This is a genomic window from Planktotalea sp. (genome assembly GCF_050633725.1).
Lineage (GTDB): Bacteria > Pseudomonadota > Alphaproteobacteria > Rhodobacterales > Rhodobacteraceae > Planktotalea.
Genome location: NZ_JBOEHB010000002.1, coordinates 170,720 through 187,852, shown reverse-complemented (window position 1 = coordinate 187,852; position 17,133 = coordinate 170,720). Strand labels below are relative to the sequence as shown.

Genomic DNA, 17,133 nt, shown 5'->3' with positions numbered 1-17,133 from the left:
GAGGATGGCGAATTACATCAACGATCCAGCCAAAGCAGCTGATCTCGTCCAGCCCAACCAAGTTCACCGTGATGTTTATATCAACGATGATATTTACGCGCTTGAAATGGCGAATGTCTTTGCCAATTCATGGGTTTTTGTCGGTCACGAAAGCCAGACACCAAACAAAGGCGACTACTTCGCCACACAGGTTGGCAATCAGCCGGTTATCCAAGTCCGCCACAAGCCTGATGACATTCACGTACTCTACAATCGCTGCCCCCACAAAGGCACCAAGATTGTCATCGACCGTCAGGGCAACACAGGCAAATTCTTTCGCTGCCCTTACCATGCATGGTCCTTCAAGACCGACGGTTGCTTGCTCGCGATCCCTTTGAAGAAGGGATACGAAGGCACGGAGCTAGACAAAACAGAGAGCGGCAAGGGAATGAAGGCCGTTGGAGCGATGAAGAATTATCGCGGCTTCATCTTCGCGCGACTCGCTGAAGAGGGAATCAGCTTTGAAGAGTTCTTCGGTGATAGCCTGAGTTCGCTCGACAACATGGTGGATCGCTCGCCTGAAGGTCGCCTAGAAGTCGTTGGCCCACCGTTGCGGTATCTGCATCACTGCAACTGGAAAATGCTGGTCGAGAACCAAACAGATACCTGCCATCCAATGGTCGCGCATGAAAGCAGCGCAGGGACTGCCGTAAGGCTTTATGAGGAACTCGGTCTACCCGAAGGCGCTCCAAAGCCCCCCGCGATGGAAATCATCGCCCCCTTCATGAGCCCTTATGAATTCTTCGAAGGCATGGGCATTCGCACATGGCCAAATGGGCATGGCCACACGGGCGTACATCACTCAATCCACTCTGATTACTCTGCCATTCCCGGCTATTTTGAAGCCATGTCAGAAACATATGGCACCGAAAAAGCCAAAGAAATACTCGACGAAAATCGCCATAACACGGTGTATTTTCCTAACATCATGATCAAAGGCCCGATCCAGCAACTGCGCAACTTCATTCCACTGGCGGCTGATAAAACTATCGTTGAAAGCTATATCTATCGTCTTGTCGGTGCGCCCGACGAGCTAACAGCGCGCACGGCGATGTATAACCGCATGATCAATGCCCCAACTTCAATTGTCGGACACGACGATCTGGAAATGTATGAACGTGCTCAAGAGGGTCTGCATGTGAACGGCATTGAATGGGTCAATATCCAACGCCTCTTGGAAGACGATGAAGATTTCTCGGAAGAGGCCGTTTTGAATGGCACAACCGAACGCCAGATGCGTAATCAGTTTGATGCATGGCGCAAGTTTATGACCTTCGATCAAGGGGCCACAGAATGAGTATCTCCAAAGATCAAATCATTGATTTTATCTATGACGAAGCACGTATGCTTGACGAGGGTCGCTATACCGAGTGGCTCGCGCTTTGGCTTCCTGATGGGCACTATTGGATGCCGCTTGACTACAAGCAAAGCGACCCGATCAACGAGACTTCTTTGCTCTATGAAGATATGTTCATGCTCAAGCTACGGGTCGAACGTTTGAACGGCGCGCGCACCTTTAGTCAAAAACCCAAAAGCCGCTGCCACCATGTCATTCAACGCCCTTTTGTCGATGAAATGAATGGCGATAGCTTTGTAACCAACACGGCAATGCACTACGTTGAAACCCGCCTTGATGAGCAACAGTTGCTCGCCCTTACAGCGCGGCATGATCTGGCACTTGTCGATGGTAAATTACGTATTGCGAACAAACGCGTTGATATTTTGAATTGCGATGCCGCATTCCGCAATATCCAGTTGCTGCCATGATTACAGCACACACAGTCTACGACGCATTCTGCGATACTGCGGAACGTTGGCCAGAGCGCGCATTTCTGAACGTTTTGCCAGAAACAGCAAAAATCTATGAAATCGACGCTGGTGAAATCAGCTATGGCGCGTCGCGCGCTCAGATAAACGAACGAAAAGCAGAAATAGAGCGATCAGGGTATCTCGCAGGCCAACGCGTGATGCTTTTGCTTGAGAACCGCCCCGACTATTTCCTTTGGTGGCTCGCGTTCAACGCGCTGGATATTTCTGTCGTGCCCATCAATCCCGATCTGCGCATCGCTGAGCTTGCTTATATGATCGAACACGCAGAGCCGGTGCTGGCCCTTGCAATTCCAAGCCGCTGCGCGGAACTGCGCCAAGCAGCCGAGAGCGCGGGTCATGCTTTGTCTGTTGTCTCGCTTGGCGAGCCACTGCCAAAATGCACCATCAAAACCAGCATCGCAGCGCGCCAAGGCGATCCCGAAGCCGCACTACTTTATACCTCTGGTACGACTGGCAACCCGAAGGGCTGCATCTTGACCAATGAATATTTCATTGAAGCAGGGCGTTGGTATTCTACCGCGACAGGCGTCTGCGCGATCAACACCGACGGCGAGCGGATGATCACGCCGCTGCCAATCTTTCATATGAACGCGATGGCGTTTTCATTCATGGCGATGGTCGCAGTAGGTGGTTGTCTTACCGCGCTAGATCGCTTTCATCCTCGCTCGTGGTGGGCGTCGGTGCGGGCAAGCAATGCCACCTGTCTACATTATTTGGGCGTCATGCCTTCGATGTTGATGGGGGCAGAACCATCTGCGGATGACACCGATCACGCCGTGCGGTTCGGCTTTGGTGCAGGCATTGATCCCAAGCTGCATGAAGCCTTCGAGGCGCGCTTTGGCTTTCCGCTCAGCGAAGGCTGGGCAATGACCGAAACAGGCGCAGGCGGCACAATCTGCGCCAATCGCGAACCGCGTGTGATTGGTCGCAGTTCAATCGGCTCGCCCGATGAAAAGGTCGAAGCGCGACTTGTGGATGATGCGGGCAAAGACGCCGATCAGGGCGAATTGCTTGTGCGCGCGGCTGGCGCTGATCCGCGAAAGGGTTTCTTCGCAGGCTATTTCAAGAACGAGGACGCCACACAAGAGGCATGGGACGGCGGCTGGTTCCACACAGGCGACATCGTGCGCCGCGAAGCAGACGGCACCATGTATTTCGTAGACCGCAAGAAAAACGTGATCCGTCGCTCAGGCGAAAACATTGCCGCCGTCGAGGTCGAAAGCGCGCTTGCGAAACATCCTGACATAAAGGGTGTTGCCGTCGCTGCCGTAGCCGATGCCATAAGAGGTGACGAAGTCTTCGCTTGCATCATCCCCAACGGTGCTCCAAGCTCGGACCTTGCCCATGCAATCACCCATTGGTGCCTGACTCAGTTGGCCTACTACAAAGCACCAGGGTATATCGCTTTCGTTGACGAACTTCCTGTCACAGCCACACAAAAGCTACAACGCGCAGCGCTCAAGACGCTCGCGAGCGAGCTTTTGCAAAGCCCTGACACAAATGATGTGCGTCACCTCAAAAAACGGGTCGCGGCATGAATAGACACTCCTACGATGGAGTGGTCCTAACCGCCCCCGTCTCTGTTCCATATGTGCGCTACACCAATGAAACTGCCCATTGGTGGATTGCCAAAGCACTGCGCGAAGCCTTGGGCATTGTGCAAATGACTCCACAAGAGATCGACGGGTTGTCTGTCTCCAGCTTCACGCTCGCCCCTGATACACCGGTTGGATTGACCCAGCACCTCGGTATCTCGCCGCGCTGGCTTGATACCGTTCCTATGGGCGGTGCATGTGGCGTTGCCGCCATGCGCCGCGCCGCACGCGCGCTTCAGGCAGGGGATGTTGATGTCGTTGCTTGCGTGTCTGGTGATACCAACCGCATCGACAGCTTCCGCAATCTTCTTAGCGCGTTTTCACGTTTTGCGATGGATGCAACGTTTCCCTATGGGTTTGGCGGTCCAAACGCCAGTTTCGCCCTGTTGCAAGACGCCTACATGCAAGAATTCGGGGCCAAGCGCGAAGACTTTGGCCGCATCGCCGTGGCGCAGCGCGCCAACGCGCTTAACAATCCACACGCGATCATGAAAAAACCCCTGAGCCTTGATCAATACATGGACGCGAGGATGATTTCTGATCCCATCGGCCTGTTTGATTGCGTCATGCCCTGCGCAGGCGCAGAGGCTTTCGTGATGATGCGCGAAGACATGGCAATCGCCAAAGGCCTGCCCTTTGCGCGGATTGCTTCAACCATTGAACGTACAAATGCCTTTCCAGACGACGCCATCCAGCTTCGTGGTGGTTGGACTGTTGATATTGATGACCTTTGGGCGATGGCGGGCCACGGTCCAGAGGCGATTGACCTGCTGCAAACCTATGACGATTATCCTGTGATCTGTATGATGCAATTCGAAGACCTCGGTTTCTGCGCCAAAGGGGAAGGCCCCGAATTTGTGCGCAAGCATGATCTCACGATCGGCGGTGATTTTCCGCATAATACCTCGGGTGGGCAGCTTTCCGTGGGCCAAGCTGGTGCCGCAGGCGGCTATCTTGGACTGGTCGAAGCGATCCGCCAAGTCACAGGTCAGGCAGGCGGTACCCAAGTTGAAAACGCGCGCCGCGCTTTGGTGTCAGGCTTCGGCGTGATCAACTATGACCGTGGGCTTTGCTCTTCCGCGGCTATCATCACGGGGGCAAATGCATGACCCAAGCGCTCCCCTTCCCTCCCAAGAAAGACCCTCAGAAAAAGACACGCACACCCGTTCTGCCGCCTATGCCGCGCTCACGAGCGTCATTGGGACTTGGCGTCATGGCGGCGCAGGGACGCTTTGGCTTGCAAGTCTGCGCAGAGTGCCAAGCCGTGCAATATCCACCGCGCGATGCCTGTTTGAAATGTCTTTCAAGTGAATTGAACTGGCAAGACGTTGACCCCTCTGGCACCGTGTTGGCCGAAACCACTATTCGCGTTTCGCCAGAACCTTACTTTCGCGAGCGGATGCCTTGGCGCATGGGTTCCGTGAAACTCGCTGCGGGGCCCGTTTTAAACTGCCACCTGCATGGCGAAGTAGGGCACGGCCATGATGTGCGCATGACATTGAAATTAGATCGAGCAGGCCAAGGGGTTTTGGTCGCGCTCCCCTTGGAAGGAAGCGAAAACATGGCAGATGATCCAGTATTGCGCGCTATGTCCTGCGATCCTAAGCGCCGACGCATCCTAATCAGCGACGCACGCGCACCGATCGCATTGGCGATGACGCAAGCCTTGCTGAAAGCAGGCGCGAGCCATGTGTTCCTAGGCGAGCCCGAAGCATGGCGCGCTTGGCCTGAACGCGCAGCTTTTGAAGCGTTAGAGAACGTATCGTTACTGCCACTAGACGTCACAGACGTTTCATCGATTTCCAAACTCAGCGCTGAGATTGGTGGCAAGGTCGACATCCTGATCAACACCGCCAGTTTTAGCAGACAGGGCGGCGTGATGGGCAATGACACCACTTTCGCGCGCGATAGCTTTGATGTGAACACGCTTGGCCTGATGCGGCTCGTACAGGGCTTTGGTCCGGGCATGGCAGCGCGCGTACAAGATGGCATCAACTCTGCGGCTGCAATCGTCAACGTTCTGTCGATCCAAGCTCTTATGCCTGACCCAAACTTTAGCGCATATGGCGCGAGCCAAGCCGCTGCACGCTCGATCTCGCAAAGCCTGCGCGCCGAGTTTCGTGGCTCTGGCTTGCGTGTGATGAATGTTTACACGGGGCCGATCGAAGGCGATCCGTGGTTCCAACACTTACCTCCACCCAAAGTCACACCAAATGCATTGGCACGCTCAACGGTTGCTGGGCTTGTCGACGGGCTTGAAGAGGTTCCATGCGGTGACATTGCAAAAGATGTCTATGCGCGCTGGCAAGCGAATGCTTTGCTTCTTGAACGCGAGATCACAGGAGGCGGATCATGAGCGACCTTATTGCAGATGTCAGCAGCGCTTTGGCCAGCGGCACCGCCCGAATTGTGGATCTAACCCACACGTTAGACCCTGATTTTCCTGTTATCGTCCTACCGCCCGAGTTTGGCCAATGCGCGCGCTTTCGCATGGAAGAAGTCAGCGCATACGACCATCGCGGACCTGCTTGGAAGTGGCATAATCTAACATTGAACGAACACACAGGCACGCATTTCGATGCGCCCAGTCACTGGATTTCGGGAAAGGACGTGCCAAATGGCGCTGTCGATGAAATTGACCCCGCTGTCTTTGTCGGGCCAGTAGTTGTAATTGATTGCACAGAAGGCGCGGCAACGAACGACGATTTTGAACTGACCCCTGAGATCATCGAAGCGTGGGAAGTCGAACACGGCACCATCCCCGCAAATTCATGGGTCTTGATGCGTACAGATTGGTCGAAACGCAGCGGTGCAGAATACCTTAACATGGCGAGCGACGGACCACATTCACCAGGGCCAACACCCGCCGCAATTGAATTGCTACTAAAGCGGGATTTTCGTGGCTTTGGCACAGAAACCGTCGGAACGGATGCGGGACAAGGTATGCACTATGTACCGCCCTATCCCGCCCACTATCTGCTGCACGGCGCTGGCAAATACGGACTGCAATGCCTGCGTAACCTCGATCAACTACCCGCCACAGGTGCGCTCCTGATCGCGCCGCCCCTTAAGATCAAGGGCGGCACTGGCAGCCCGTTACGTGTCTTGGCGATGGTGACGGCATGAGCGAATATACAGCACTTATAACAGGTGGCAGCAAAGGGATCGGCGCGGACCTTGGACAACGTTTGATCGCCAAAGGCTACACCGTTGTTTCCCTGTCACGCGGCGCTCCTGAATGGCATGACGCCAAGCTGGTGCATGTAGAAGTCGACTTGCTAGACGCTGACGAAACTGCACAGGTCGCTGAAGAAATAGCGGCGCAGCACCAAATCTCGCATCTCATTCACAACGCAGGAATTATCCTGCCGAACTTGATCGAAGACGCCAAGCCGAGTGATCTGATCAACTTGACCCAGCTTCATTTAGGTAGTGCACTCACTTTGTTGCAAGCCTGCCTGCCTTCAATGAAAGAAAAGCAGTTTGGGCGCGTTCTCTTCAACGGCTCTCGCGCGGCGCTTGGTGTGCCGACACGCACCGCTTATTCGGCGAGCAAAGCTGGCATCATCGGTATGGCCCGCACTTGGGCGTTAGAATTAGCGCAACACGGCATTACTGTGAACGTCGTCGCACCGGGTCCGGTTCAAACAGATAATTTCTGGGGCATCATCGAAAAAGGCAGTGAACGCGAGGCCGAGCTTGCTAAACGTATCCCTGTCGGTCGCCTTGGTACCGTGCGCGATATTTCCAATGCGTTCCTCTATTTTTGCGACCCTGAAAACGGGTTTGTTACGGGTCAAACACTGTATGTTTGCGGCGGCGGAAGCGTCGGAACTTTGGCGCTTTAGCCCCTAAAATCGCTTATTTCCTAGTATTTTGGCAAATCGCACCTATATCAAGGCCATGAATAGAAGACAGTTTACACGCGGCCTTGCTTCCCTTGGCCTTGTGCCTGCCATTCCGACCCAAGCCATTGGTGCTGGTTCGGTTGGATCGATCTCCGCTGCGGCGTCAGCGGAAAAAATGTACTTTGTGGGTTGGTATACCGCTCGCTTGAACAAGACCTGTTCCGCAGAGCTTCTCGCTTCAGAGCTGAATGTTAATGCGGATGTTGCGAATGAGATTTTTGCAAAGCTCGTAAAAACCAAAACAGTGTCAGCGCCCAATGCAATTGGGATTAGCCGCACTGTCGATCCGCTGGCGGACAGATTTGCGCGCGTCACTGGCCGCGCGGCAAAACAAATGATGCAAGAGCCGTCCAAAACAAGCCTTCGGGAGAGAATTGAAAAGGTAAAGGCAACGCTTGAAGAACCTGTCGAAGAGACGGATGAGCAAGAAGCCCTTTCTGTTCAGGCAGAGGCAGAGGACGAAAACACCGCCGAAACCCTGAACTAGCTTTCTTGCCCAGCTAGTTTTCCAATAGCAGCGCGATCAAGCAGGGTCACGGATCCCCGCCCTGTTTCGATCCAGCCACGACGGTGAAATTCTTGCAATTGGCGCGAAACCACTTCGCGCGCCGTCCCCAATTCTACAGATAGCTTTTGGTGCGTGGTCGAGATTTTGTCACTCTCGCCAGCAAGCTTTATCAACACGCCTGCAAGTCGCACGTCCAACCGTTGAAAGGCAACTTCGTCGATCATCAAGAACAGGTCGGTAATGCGCTTTGAAAAGGCCGCGAACACAAAGTCGCGAAAGGATTTGGACTGAGCGACAAGATCATCAAAAACGCCGCGCGGCACCGCAGCGGCGCGCACGGGTGTTTCGGTGATCCCTTCCGCGGAATAATCATCGTAGGCAAGCAGGCAAGCCGTTGTGAGTACGCAGCTTTGCCCAGCTTCAATGCGATAAAGCACGATTTCGTGCCCCGTTTCCGACACCTGCTGAACCCGCACTGTACCGTCGAGCAAAAACAGCATGTTTTCTGGCGAATTACCCGGCCCGAAGAGCATCGTATCCTTGGCAACATCAATGATGGTTGAACGGGTTGTGAGCAGTTGTTTGGTGGGCAAATCTAGTCGTGACAGACCATAGAACCGCTCAACCCAATCTGATTGTTCTGCCATCGCGCCAATTCATCCTTGATCTCTTTTCGGGATACTAACTGGACCAAGCAGAAATGGCATCACTGCTTTGCAAGAATTCCTGCGGTATAATTTGCGCGTGCGGTTTTTTCATCGATAATCGGCATTTTACGCGCTATCCAACCGGGGGCAGCGCCGTTGCCAAACATCCCCTCAGACACGTCAATAACATTGCTTAAGCCGTTTTGCCGAAGCACGCTGGCTACATACTCGGTTCGCCCACCTGTCGCGCAGATTAAAGCGAGCGGTGTATCAGGATAGCGGCTTAGAATTCTCTGAAGGTTCTCACCAAAACTAGGGTCGTGCATTGTCACAGGCCATGCGCCTTGAGCGAGGCCCGTTTCCTTCCACTCACCAGGGCTTCTAATATCCAGAAGAACGATGTCCCCGTTTTGAACAGCGGCCAGCGCTTCTGGTGCGCTCATCTTTAGCGCTTGAGCAAAACCAGCGACTGGTGTTGCAACAAGAAATAGCGCGAACAGAACGGCGCGACGCGAAAAGATGTTTTGCATCATTCTAACCTTCGTTTGGGATTGGGTCAGCAGGGAACGCGTTATTTTTGCCGCGCGATGCGCAAGGTTTCAATCGACATTGAAGCACCTCACCACATTGTCATGTGAGGTTGGTTTGCCAAAGCTGGCGATCCTACCAACCAAAGTTGGTAGGATTAAAAGCATCACAAAGGATACTTAGCAGTCCGAGCAGGTTTTTACGCCAATAATGCGATAGATTGGGCAGAAGTTCACAAACGCCGTCGCGAGAAGGATAACGCCGATCCAACCCCAAACGCCGATTGTGCCAGTGATTGCCAACAGGATGAGCAACGCTCCAACGACAAAGCGAAGGATGCGATCGAGGTTTCCAAGGTTACGTGAAAATTTCATTTCGGTTCTCCATTTCTTAGGGGAACTTAATCTAGAAGCCGCTTGTTCGACGGTGACATTGTCACCAATTTTTCCGCCGATGTCGCCCGAAATAGTAACATCGGCGTGAACGCTGACCTTTCAATTCACCTAGTCAATCCAGTCTCACGTTTGCGCGCGCTGAACGGCCATCACGATCTATGACTGACAGTTGCACATACCCCTCCTCGGTGAGAGGCAATTGCGCCTCTCGCGAATGCACCATGCGTAAGATTGGCGCGCCGTTGGCCAACCACGTAAAGGGCGGGCGACCATCGCGCACTTTTACAATCAAACCTTCCTCGCTTTTCGCTAGGCGCGCACCATTTGGCGGGAACGCTAGTTTCGGTGCATCGGGCGCGGCTTGAAACACTGCGCGTCTTCCCTTGAACCGTCTTAATGGCTGCGGAAGCTCTGACGTTTCCAGCAGCAGCGTTTCAGGCGGCGGCGGTGGCAATGGAATTGCTTGGTCAGATACCAAGCCTACCAACTCGAACAAGATCGGCGCGGCCAGATCGCCACCAAAGGCTCCGGGAACAGGTGTTCCATCGGGCCGACCAATCCACACCCCAGCGACGTATCGACCGTCAAACCCGATCGCCCACGCATCCCGATGCCCGTATGATGTACCCGTCTTATAAGCCAAACGCATTTGCGCCGCTCGTTCTGGTGGCGGCAGCCCTGCCAGAATATGCGATACCTGCCACGCGGCAGCAGGACTAAGGAACCTTTCTTGCGTCTTGTGATCAGTATCAAACCCCCAATTTAGAGACCGCTTTTTACCGCCTTGGGCGAGGCCTGCATAAAGCTGAACCAACCCTTCCAGTGTTGTCCCTACCCCGCCCAAAGCAATCGCCAAACCAGGTTTTCCACCTGGCACTTTGGCTTCAAGTCCCGCTTTTCCAAGGGCAGACATCAAACGTGCAGGGCCAAGTTCTTCCAGAAGCAGAACGACAGGTAGGTTGAGAGATTGTCGCAAGGCATCATCAACACGCAACTCACCGCGAAACGCCCCATCAAAATTCTGCGGCGCATAATTTCCAAAGGCGACGGGGCGATCATTGATCAAACTGGCAGGATGCGCGAGACCCTGATCAAAGGCCAAACCATAGACCAAAGGTTTCAGCGTCGAGCCGGGCGAGCGAAGCGCGCGGGTCATGTCTATGAATCCTTGCCGACCCTGCGTGTCAGAATAGCCTCCCGACCCAACATGGGCGATGACTTCGCCTGTTTGATGATCTGCTAGCACCATCGCAATTGAAAGCCGTTCCGCTTTGTTTTGAACGCTTGCTCTTGCCAAAACTTCGGCACGCTTTTGCAAACCGGCCTCAATAGTCAGGCGATGAACCAGTGCTTCGGGAGCACCGCGACGCGCACGATCTGAGAGATGGGGAGCAAGCTTTGGAAAGGGTTTTCGCGCTGTAAGAGCAGGCTCTAAATGGGCAGTTCGAGCCTCTTCACTGCTCACAAGACTCGTGGCGATCAAACGATCCAGAACGATTTGACGCGCCTTTTTCGCTTCGCTTTTGTTGTTATCTGGTCTGCGCGCTTCCGGCGCTTGCGGAAGCGCAACCAGCAACGCCGCTTCCGCAGCGGTCAAACGGCGCGGCTCTTTCCCGAAGTAGCTTAGCGTTGCGGCGCGTATCCCTTCGATGTTCCCGCCAAAGGGGGCAAGCATGAGATAGAGATTCAGAATTTCTCCCTTGCTCAGAACCTGCTCCAAGCGAAGCGCAACGCGCATCTGGCGCAACTTACCGCGCCACGCGCCCGTTCCGCTTTGCTCCAACAGCCGCGCCACCTGCATTGTCAACGTGGATGCCCCAGAGACAATTTCTCCCGTTGTTAGAGCCTGTTTCGCTGCGCGCAGAACTGCAAATGGATCAACGCCACTGTGTGAAAAAAACCGCTTGTCTTCATAAGCAATCAGCATTTCGAGATAGCGTCTATCGACCTGCTCGGTGTTCACGACAAGTCGCCAGCGCCCATCTTCGACGGTATAGGCGCGCAACAATTGATTGTTCCGATCGCGCACCTCGACAGATGTTTCTGGCAAGACACTTGGCAAGACCGTTGCAGAGATCCAGTTATCAAATGCATCTCGCCCTAACGCTGAGCAATACAGCGTTAGAACGACAAGAAAGGGCGCAAAACGGCGCATTTATTCGGCGACGTTCAATTGACCGGTTTGGGTGCGCGCACGGTATTGAGGGCGGTACATATCTTCAACCGACGCTGCGGGGTGATGATAGGTACCTGCGGAAACAGCCCGAACGATATAGGCAAGCTGGAACGCGTCCGATTTTCGCCAATCCACTGCCGCAAGGAAACGGTCAGAGCGGAACTCTGAATGCGTTGCATTGACGGGTTTCAACCATTCGAGCGCACGAATATCGCCGCCGCGAATGAGGTTAGGATTGTCGATCTCAAGACCAGCAGGCAGCGGATCGCTAATCATCAAGCGCGACGCGCCATCTTCAAACGGCGTGATTGTGAGGACAGCAACCATTCTGTCACCCGTTTGCAGCGTTGGCTCGATCACCAAATCGCCATCCATCGTGTAGTAATCGCGCGTGATTTTGTAGCCATATCCACCCGCATCAGGCGCGATTTCGGGTACACCAAACGTGCTCAACGTAATGTCTTGAGCACGATCCGCTGTATTTGCAATCAACAGCGGCTCAGCGCCACTTTCAAAGCGACGGATCAACGGACCAGCATGAACCTCGCCATTTACTGTCAAACCCGCAGAGGCAGGGTTTTGAACAAGCGCATGCGCAGCGAGCAACGTCCACGATGCCTCTTGCGTTGAAAGAGACCGCCCAGCGCTTGCAAGGCGGTCGGAAAGCGCAGCTGTATTGACGGTCTGGCTTCCTGCCTCAACCGCAAGCGTCAGGACACCCGCTGCGTCGCGCAGGTTGGTGCCAAAGTCAGAGCGCCATACACGTGCTTCGTCTCCCATGCGGGGAACCATTAGGCGCGCAGCGCGGGCAAACATCGTATCGGCGCGCGTTTGATCGCCGTAAGATGCCAAGGCGGCGCCAAGTTGAGCGGCACCAAGAGGCGTTGTGAACGCCTCTGATTTAACATCAACGTAGTATCGCAAGTCCCCCATGGATGCCGCGCCTTCACGCGCAAGCACCATAAGCGCATAAGCGATATCTTCGCCTCCTTCATCAAAATCAGCGGCATAGTTGATCCGATTGCGTAGATTATCCATCGCGATACGAAACGCGAGGCGCGGCACCTCGTAACCCTGCGCCTTTGCCCGAGAAAGGAAATCGCTGACATAAGCATCTAGCCAGAATTCACCCGATGCAGGACGCCAAAGCCCGAAAGCTCCATTAGAGGACTGACGCGTCAGCACTTGCGCAATCGCTTGATCCACGCGTTTTTGCACAGTTGCGCGTTCATCCAAACCCATCGCGCGCGCGACTTCATCGAAATAGAGCAACGGCAAAGCACGCGACGTGATTTGTTCGGTGCAGCCATAAGGGTAGCGATCCAATGCCTGAAGCAAACCCGGCGCGTTCAACTTTGCCAACGGCCCCGCAGATACCATCGCCACGCCAGTTCCGCCTTTGAAATCTGCAAACACCGCATCGTTAAGACTAAAGGTCTCGCCCGCTGCAAGGCTCACTCGGCGGACCTCGCTGACCTCAGGATCATTGGCGCGTACAGGTAGCGTTAGGGTCTGTATCAGTTGCTTGCCATCAGGTGTTGTCAGCGCGATTCGCATCGTGTGATCGCCAACGCCTGAGGCTCTGATTGGCACACGTAGTGTCTGTTTTTGCAAATTTTCCAGCGTCAGACCCGATGGAATAGCAGCCGCATCAAGCGCAATGCCTGAGGCGGAAATATCCAGCCCCATGCGCCCGCTTGGACCAGTGGCATGCACGATTTCCAACAGCGCAGTTGATTGATCTCCCGGCGCGAGGAAACGCGGCAACGAGGCCGTCACGACAACTGGATCGCGCACCAAGACATCGGCTTCACTCTGCCCGACGCCAGTAGGCGACCAAGCAACCGCCATCAGACGCACAGTTCCGTTGAATGCGGGCATATCGAACGTCACCTTTGCAGTGCCATCTGCACCAAGGTCTACAGGACCAGAGAAATATGCGACCAGCTCTTGGGTCGGGGGCGGGCTTTGCAAGCGCAAACGCGAGGCTGCATCACCGCCCGAGCGCACTTGGCCCATTGCGCCGTTCATTCCATCAATCAATCGTCCATAAACGTCACGCATTTCCATACCAAGGCGGCGTTGGCCAAAGTAATGAGAGGACGGATCAGGGCTATCAAATCCCGTTAGGTTTAGGATGCCAAGATCAACCGCGGCGAGCGTGACGTAGGCCGTTTCTCCTTCGCTAACCCCATCCACCTGAACCTCAACATCCATACGCGCGCGCGGCGGTGATGTGTCTGGTGCTTTGATCGAAACAGCCAGTTGCTTGGCACCCGGCTCAATCGTTGCATAGGACAGGCCAAGTGCGCGGGCAGGGTTTTGACCAGAGGCTACATCCATCGGACGGATCACGTTGGCGGTCACATAAGCACCAGCGCCCCATTCGTCCGTCACAGTCAGAGGGATCAGGTTTTCGCCTTTGGTGATCTCTACCGTTGCCATGTGAATGACGCGGTTTGACACGACCGTTACCAACGCAGTGCCCGCAAAGCGCGGCACAAGGCGTAGCTTGGCCGTATCACCGCTTTTGTAGCGCGGTTTGTCTAGGGACAGCTCAAGCGTATCAGGCGTCGAAGACGCATCCGCAGGCGCATACCAACCTGCGTAAAAATCGCTGGACGCCGCGAGATACTCACCGCCGACACGCTCGACGATCACCTCATAGCGACCCCACTCAACAGGCGCGCTTATCGTCGCTGGCTCAGTACCAAGTGTGATAACCTCACTCGCGACACGTTTGCGCGTTGTAACAGGTTCCCAATCCCAGTTGCCGTAAAGCTGATACCATTGGTAACGCGTCTCAACACGGTTCACGGTCCAACGAACCTGCATTGGTTCTGGCCTCAACTCAGCATTGATCGCGATGATCTGCATCTGCGCCTCTGTGCCTTCTGCAACCACATCTTCGAACAACGATTTGATGCCGATCATCGGGCCATTTGGGGCCAACGCATGCGTGATGCGGCGCTCAACGGGTCGTCCGCTACCTTCAGACACGCGTATTGTTGCTCGCATTTCCATTGGAACAGCCACACCGTCCATTTCAGGCATCTCAAGCGCAACCGTTGCGCTGCCCGTTGCATCCGTGCGTCCTGCGCCAGACAGAAATTTGGTGCGCGGACGTACAGGATCGTCATATCGACCAAAGCTATAACCTTTGAAACCATCCAACTCGCGAATGGCGCTTAGGCGCACAGTCCCTTCGATTGGCAAATCTGCCCCCGGTGCACCAAACAAGTAGCGCGTTGAAATCGTCAAAGGAGGCGTATCGCCGAGACGAATGGGAGTGTTCGGTAAGGTAAGGTCAAAGTCGATGCGTTCGGGCAAGAAATCTTCAACCAGCAGTTTCTGGCTGGCAAGCGCTGGTGCGTCCGGATCTGCCTTCATATCAAGCGTCCAAGTTCCGCGCGGCACCGTATTGCCCAAAGCCATGGCAAAGACATGCCCGCCTGCGCTGTCTTCGCTTGAGAGTTTTCGCGCATATTCCACCCCGTCAGGGCGCGTCAGGATCGCTGTTATCGGTAAGTCAGTCAGCGCGGATGCAGTGCCATCCCTTGCCAAGGCAGTTGCATAGATTGTCTCGCCAGCACGGTAAGCGCCTCGATCGGTCGTTAGAAACAGATCAATCGGGCCAGAGGGCTCGCGGCCCTCAACGCCGCGATCAGACAGATCGAAAGCAGGCTCTGTTAAGGACATAAACGCCAAATCATCAGCGCCTTGCTTTGCCAGAACCAAGGCTGGCGCAGCGCCACCTGTACCGCGTGCAAGGCCTGCTGGGAAATGCACATATCCTTCGGCATCTGTCACCGCTGCACCCAGAACGCGATTTGAGCGCGACAACAGCGTAACCTCGACGCCCTTCTTTGCGTCCGCATCAGACAAACCACGCACAAAAGCATGCACGCCATCTGCGCCTTTCATCGTGCTTAAGCCAAGGTCAGACAAAATAAACCACTGCGTTGCGCCTGCATCGTCATAAAGATCAACGCCTGGGACGCGCGCAGTAAGCGCATAGAGACCCGCAGGTAGCTCTTTGATCAAATCTCCCATAGGCAGGCGAGTCGTCATGTCTTGGTTTAGCGTGTTTTCGACCTGTCCTTTCCCAGTCCAGATTTCTTCGCCAATGTTTCGCTTAAATAGTTCGTCTTCATATTGGCTTAAGGGTCGACCAAACATATCCTCCTGCATCGTGCGCAGCACGTTGCGATCGCTCACCCGGCGCAGCAAGAGATCAACCTCATCCAAGTTCACCGTCTCAAGGGGAATCGCAGCATCCGCCGCCTTTGGCAGCACATAGGCACGACCGGGGAATCGCGCCGAAGCGGTGCGATCTCCCACATAGAGCGTCAGCGGAACGTCCTTCACCAGCTTTTCGCCGCTTAACGCTGGCAGACCCGTTCGAAACGTCACTTGGTAACGCGCGCCATGCTCGACACCATCAATGCAAATCTGTTTGCCATCCGCTTGCACAACAAGGCTTTGGTCAGGCAGCTTGACGAAAGGCGTGTAATCGACGCCAACCTTGACTAAGGGTTCCGAAAATTCCGCACAAATACGTGGCGCGGCGGCGTCTTTGTCCGCGCGATGTTCTGTAATACGAAACCCGTATTTACCAATGGCCTTGTCGAGAGCAGCAGTGATGTCATCACGCGGCTGAATGGTTTCCGCAAGGCGCAGCGTCGGGATCATATCCCGTCCGCGCCCCAGCTTTTCCATCGCGTCCGCCATGATTTGCAACGCGCTGACCTGTGCAGCGGCGCTTGGCGCTCGCAAGTAGGCGTTGCCAGCTGCATTAAGCGCGCGTTGATGCAACTTACGTCGCTCCGAACGATTTTTACCCTCAACCTCAAGAGCAAGACGCGCATATTCTGCCCAATGATCACTGGCATCTGATTGGGCTGTAGCAGCGCCCATCCAATGCATAGCGCTATTCAGGTTCTTATCGGCGCGTCTATCGCGCACAGCATCTAGCAAAACTTGGACCGTCCATTGCCCACCTGGGTGCAGCTTGCCTAATCCATCCGCTTGCGCGCGCATCGCGACACGATCCCCCTCTCTTAGAAAGGTCAGATTAGCACCTAGAACAATGCCCGAAGTCAGGGCGCGCATACTGGTACGATAAACTTCAGCCGAAAGCGCGCCCTCATAGGTTTGCTTTTCGCTCACACCACTCTTTGGAAAACAAGAACTAGAGCGCTGATTGAACGTAAACGCAGTGCATTGTGCATTGCTCAGACACGCCCGCTCGCATGCTTCTAACGTTGTATCAAACAGGTTCGTTAAGTCCGCTCCGAAAAAGTCTATGTCTTTCGAATAAACCAATCTCTTATCTGGTATCACATCGCTCGTCTGCCCGACGACAGGCGCAGCAAAAGAAATAGCAAGAAAGGCGGCGGAAATAATGCGGCGCATGGAAAGCTCCTTTAAACAATAGCCATAGCGTGACACGTCAGGCGCGCTTTTGGCAAGTTTTCTGCTTGGTGATTAAAGCAATCTTCACGAAC

General features: G+C 54.6%; 13 protein-coding genes. 8 read left to right on the top strand and 5 right to left on the bottom strand.

The genetic code is table 11. The features are described from left to right. The first annotated feature begins 4 nt into the window (after positions 1–4). Genes ACRBCU_RS03075 through ACRBCU_RS03040 form a run of 8 tightly spaced genes read left to right on the top strand, consistent with a single transcriptional unit; the run spans position 5 to position 7,859 of the window. Positions 5–1,336 (top strand): aromatic ring-hydroxylating dioxygenase subunit alpha, encoded by a 1,332-nt coding sequence (locus tag ACRBCU_RS03075; protein ID WP_431363894.1) that lies wholly within the window; start codon positions 5–7, stop codon positions 1,334–1,336. Continuing rightward, positions 1,333–1,806: an aromatic-ring-hydroxylating dioxygenase subunit beta gene (locus tag ACRBCU_RS03070; RefSeq protein WP_431363893.1), complete on the top strand. Its 474-nt coding sequence runs from the start codon at positions 1,333–1,335 to the stop codon at positions 1,804–1,806. Before ACRBCU_RS03075 ends, ACRBCU_RS03070 begins: the two co-directional genes overlap by 4 nt. Then, positions 1,803–3,407, top strand: a complete 1,605-nt coding sequence (locus ACRBCU_RS03065) for an AMP-binding protein (protein ID WP_431363892.1) — start codon at positions 1,803–1,805, stop codon at positions 3,405–3,407. Before ACRBCU_RS03070 ends, ACRBCU_RS03065 begins: the two co-directional genes overlap by 4 nt. Continuing rightward, positions 3,404–4,573, top strand: a complete 1,170-nt coding sequence (locus ACRBCU_RS03060) for a thiolase family protein (protein ID WP_431363891.1) — start codon at positions 3,404–3,406, stop codon at positions 4,571–4,573. Before ACRBCU_RS03065 ends, ACRBCU_RS03060 begins: the two co-directional genes overlap by 4 nt. Beyond that, entirely contained in the window at positions 4,570–5,820 is a 1,251-nt protein-coding gene (locus ACRBCU_RS03055) for an SDR family NAD(P)-dependent oxidoreductase (protein ID WP_431363890.1), read from the top strand. Before ACRBCU_RS03060 ends, ACRBCU_RS03055 begins: the two co-directional genes overlap by 4 nt. Then, on the top strand, positions 5,817–6,590 hold the full coding sequence (locus ACRBCU_RS03050) for a cyclase family protein (RefSeq protein ID WP_431363889.1): 774 nt from the start codon (positions 5,817–5,819) through the stop codon (positions 6,588–6,590). Before ACRBCU_RS03055 ends, ACRBCU_RS03050 begins: the two co-directional genes overlap by 4 nt. Beyond that, positions 6,587–7,312: an SDR family NAD(P)-dependent oxidoreductase gene (locus ACRBCU_RS03045; protein ID WP_431363888.1), complete on the top strand. Its 726-nt coding sequence runs from the start codon at positions 6,587–6,589 to the stop codon at positions 7,310–7,312. The genes ACRBCU_RS03050 and ACRBCU_RS03045 overlap by 4 nt, the downstream gene beginning before the upstream one ends. Before the next feature lie 55 nt (positions 7,313–7,367). Beyond that, on the top strand, positions 7,368–7,859 hold the full coding sequence (locus tag ACRBCU_RS03040; protein ID WP_431363887.1) for a hypothetical protein: 492 nt from the start codon (positions 7,368–7,370) through the stop codon (positions 7,857–7,859). Here the strand turns inward: ACRBCU_RS03040 and ACRBCU_RS03035 are convergent. The 5 genes from ACRBCU_RS03035 to ACRBCU_RS03015 all read right to left on the bottom strand — a co-directional run bounded on the left by ACRBCU_RS03035 (position 7,856) and on the right by ACRBCU_RS03015 (position 17,041). Continuing rightward, positions 7,856–8,527 carry a Crp/Fnr family transcriptional regulator gene (locus tag ACRBCU_RS03035; RefSeq protein WP_431363886.1) on the bottom strand — a complete coding sequence of 224 codons (672 nt, stop codon included), beginning with the start codon at positions 8,525–8,527 and terminating at the stop codon, positions 7,856–7,858. The two genes, ACRBCU_RS03040 and ACRBCU_RS03035, sit on opposite strands and share 4 nt — an antisense overlap. Positions 8,528–8,586: 59 nt before the next feature. Continuing rightward, positions 8,587–9,060, bottom strand: coding sequence for a rhodanese-like domain-containing protein (locus ACRBCU_RS03030; protein WP_431363885.1), 474 nt, complete (start codon positions 9,058–9,060; stop codon positions 8,587–8,589). Between the two features lie 174 nt (positions 9,061–9,234). Further along, positions 9,235–9,429 carry a YgaP family membrane protein gene (locus ACRBCU_RS03025; RefSeq protein WP_431363884.1) on the bottom strand — a complete coding sequence of 65 codons (195 nt, stop codon included), beginning with the start codon at positions 9,427–9,429 and terminating at the stop codon, positions 9,235–9,237. Positions 9,430–9,562: 133 nt separating this feature from the next. Beyond that, positions 9,563–11,605: a penicillin-binding protein 1C gene (gene pbpC, locus ACRBCU_RS03020; RefSeq protein WP_431363883.1), complete on the bottom strand. Its 2,043-nt coding sequence runs from the start codon at positions 11,603–11,605 to the stop codon at positions 9,563–9,565. After that, the gene (locus tag ACRBCU_RS03015) at positions 11,606–17,041 is read right to left on the bottom strand and encodes an alpha-2-macroglobulin family protein (protein WP_431363882.1); all 5,436 of its coding nucleotides are present in this window, start codon (positions 17,039–17,041) and stop codon (positions 11,606–11,608) included. Positions 17,042–17,133: the final 92 nt, after the last annotated feature.

What these genes read in the sequence shown, in the direction of transcription:
- ACRBCU_RS03075 (WP_431363894.1), top strand. Translation starts at nt 5, where the DNA reads ATGGCGAATTACATCAACGATCCAGCCAAAGCAGCTGATCTCGTCCAG.
- ACRBCU_RS03070 (WP_431363893.1), top strand. Translation starts at nt 1,333, where the DNA reads ATGAGTATCTCCAAAGATCAAATCATTGATTTTATCTATGACGAAGCA.
- ACRBCU_RS03065 (WP_431363892.1), top strand. Translation starts at nt 1,803, where the DNA reads ATGATTACAGCACACACAGTCTACGACGCATTCTGCGATACTGCGGAA.
- ACRBCU_RS03060 (WP_431363891.1), top strand. Translation starts at nt 3,404, where the DNA reads ATGAATAGACACTCCTACGATGGAGTGGTCCTAACCGCCCCCGTCTCT.
- ACRBCU_RS03055 (WP_431363890.1), top strand. Translation starts at nt 4,570, where the DNA reads ATGACCCAAGCGCTCCCCTTCCCTCCCAAGAAAGACCCTCAGAAAAAG.
- ACRBCU_RS03050 (WP_431363889.1), top strand. Translation starts at nt 5,817, where the DNA reads ATGAGCGACCTTATTGCAGATGTCAGCAGCGCTTTGGCCAGCGGCACC.
- ACRBCU_RS03045 (WP_431363888.1), top strand. Translation starts at nt 6,587, where the DNA reads ATGAGCGAATATACAGCACTTATAACAGGTGGCAGCAAAGGGATCGGC.
- ACRBCU_RS03040 (WP_431363887.1), top strand. Translation starts at nt 7,368, where the DNA reads ATGAATAGAAGACAGTTTACACGCGGCCTTGCTTCCCTTGGCCTTGTG.
- ACRBCU_RS03035 (WP_431363886.1), bottom strand. Translation starts at nt 8,527, where the DNA reads ATGGCAGAACAATCAGATTGGGTTGAGCGGTTCTATGGTCTGTCACGA.
- ACRBCU_RS03030 (WP_431363885.1), bottom strand. Translation starts at nt 9,060, where the DNA reads ATGATGCAAAACATCTTTTCGCGTCGCGCCGTTCTGTTCGCGCTATTT.
- ACRBCU_RS03025 (WP_431363884.1), bottom strand. Translation starts at nt 9,429, where the DNA reads ATGAAATTTTCACGTAACCTTGGAAACCTCGATCGCATCCTTCGCTTT.
- pbpC (WP_431363883.1), bottom strand. Translation starts at nt 11,605, where the DNA reads ATGCGCCGTTTTGCGCCCTTTCTTGTCGTTCTAACGCTGTATTGCTCA.
- ACRBCU_RS03015 (WP_431363882.1), bottom strand. Translation starts at nt 17,041, where the DNA reads ATGCGCCGCATTATTTCCGCCGCCTTTCTTGCTATTTCTTTTGCTGCG.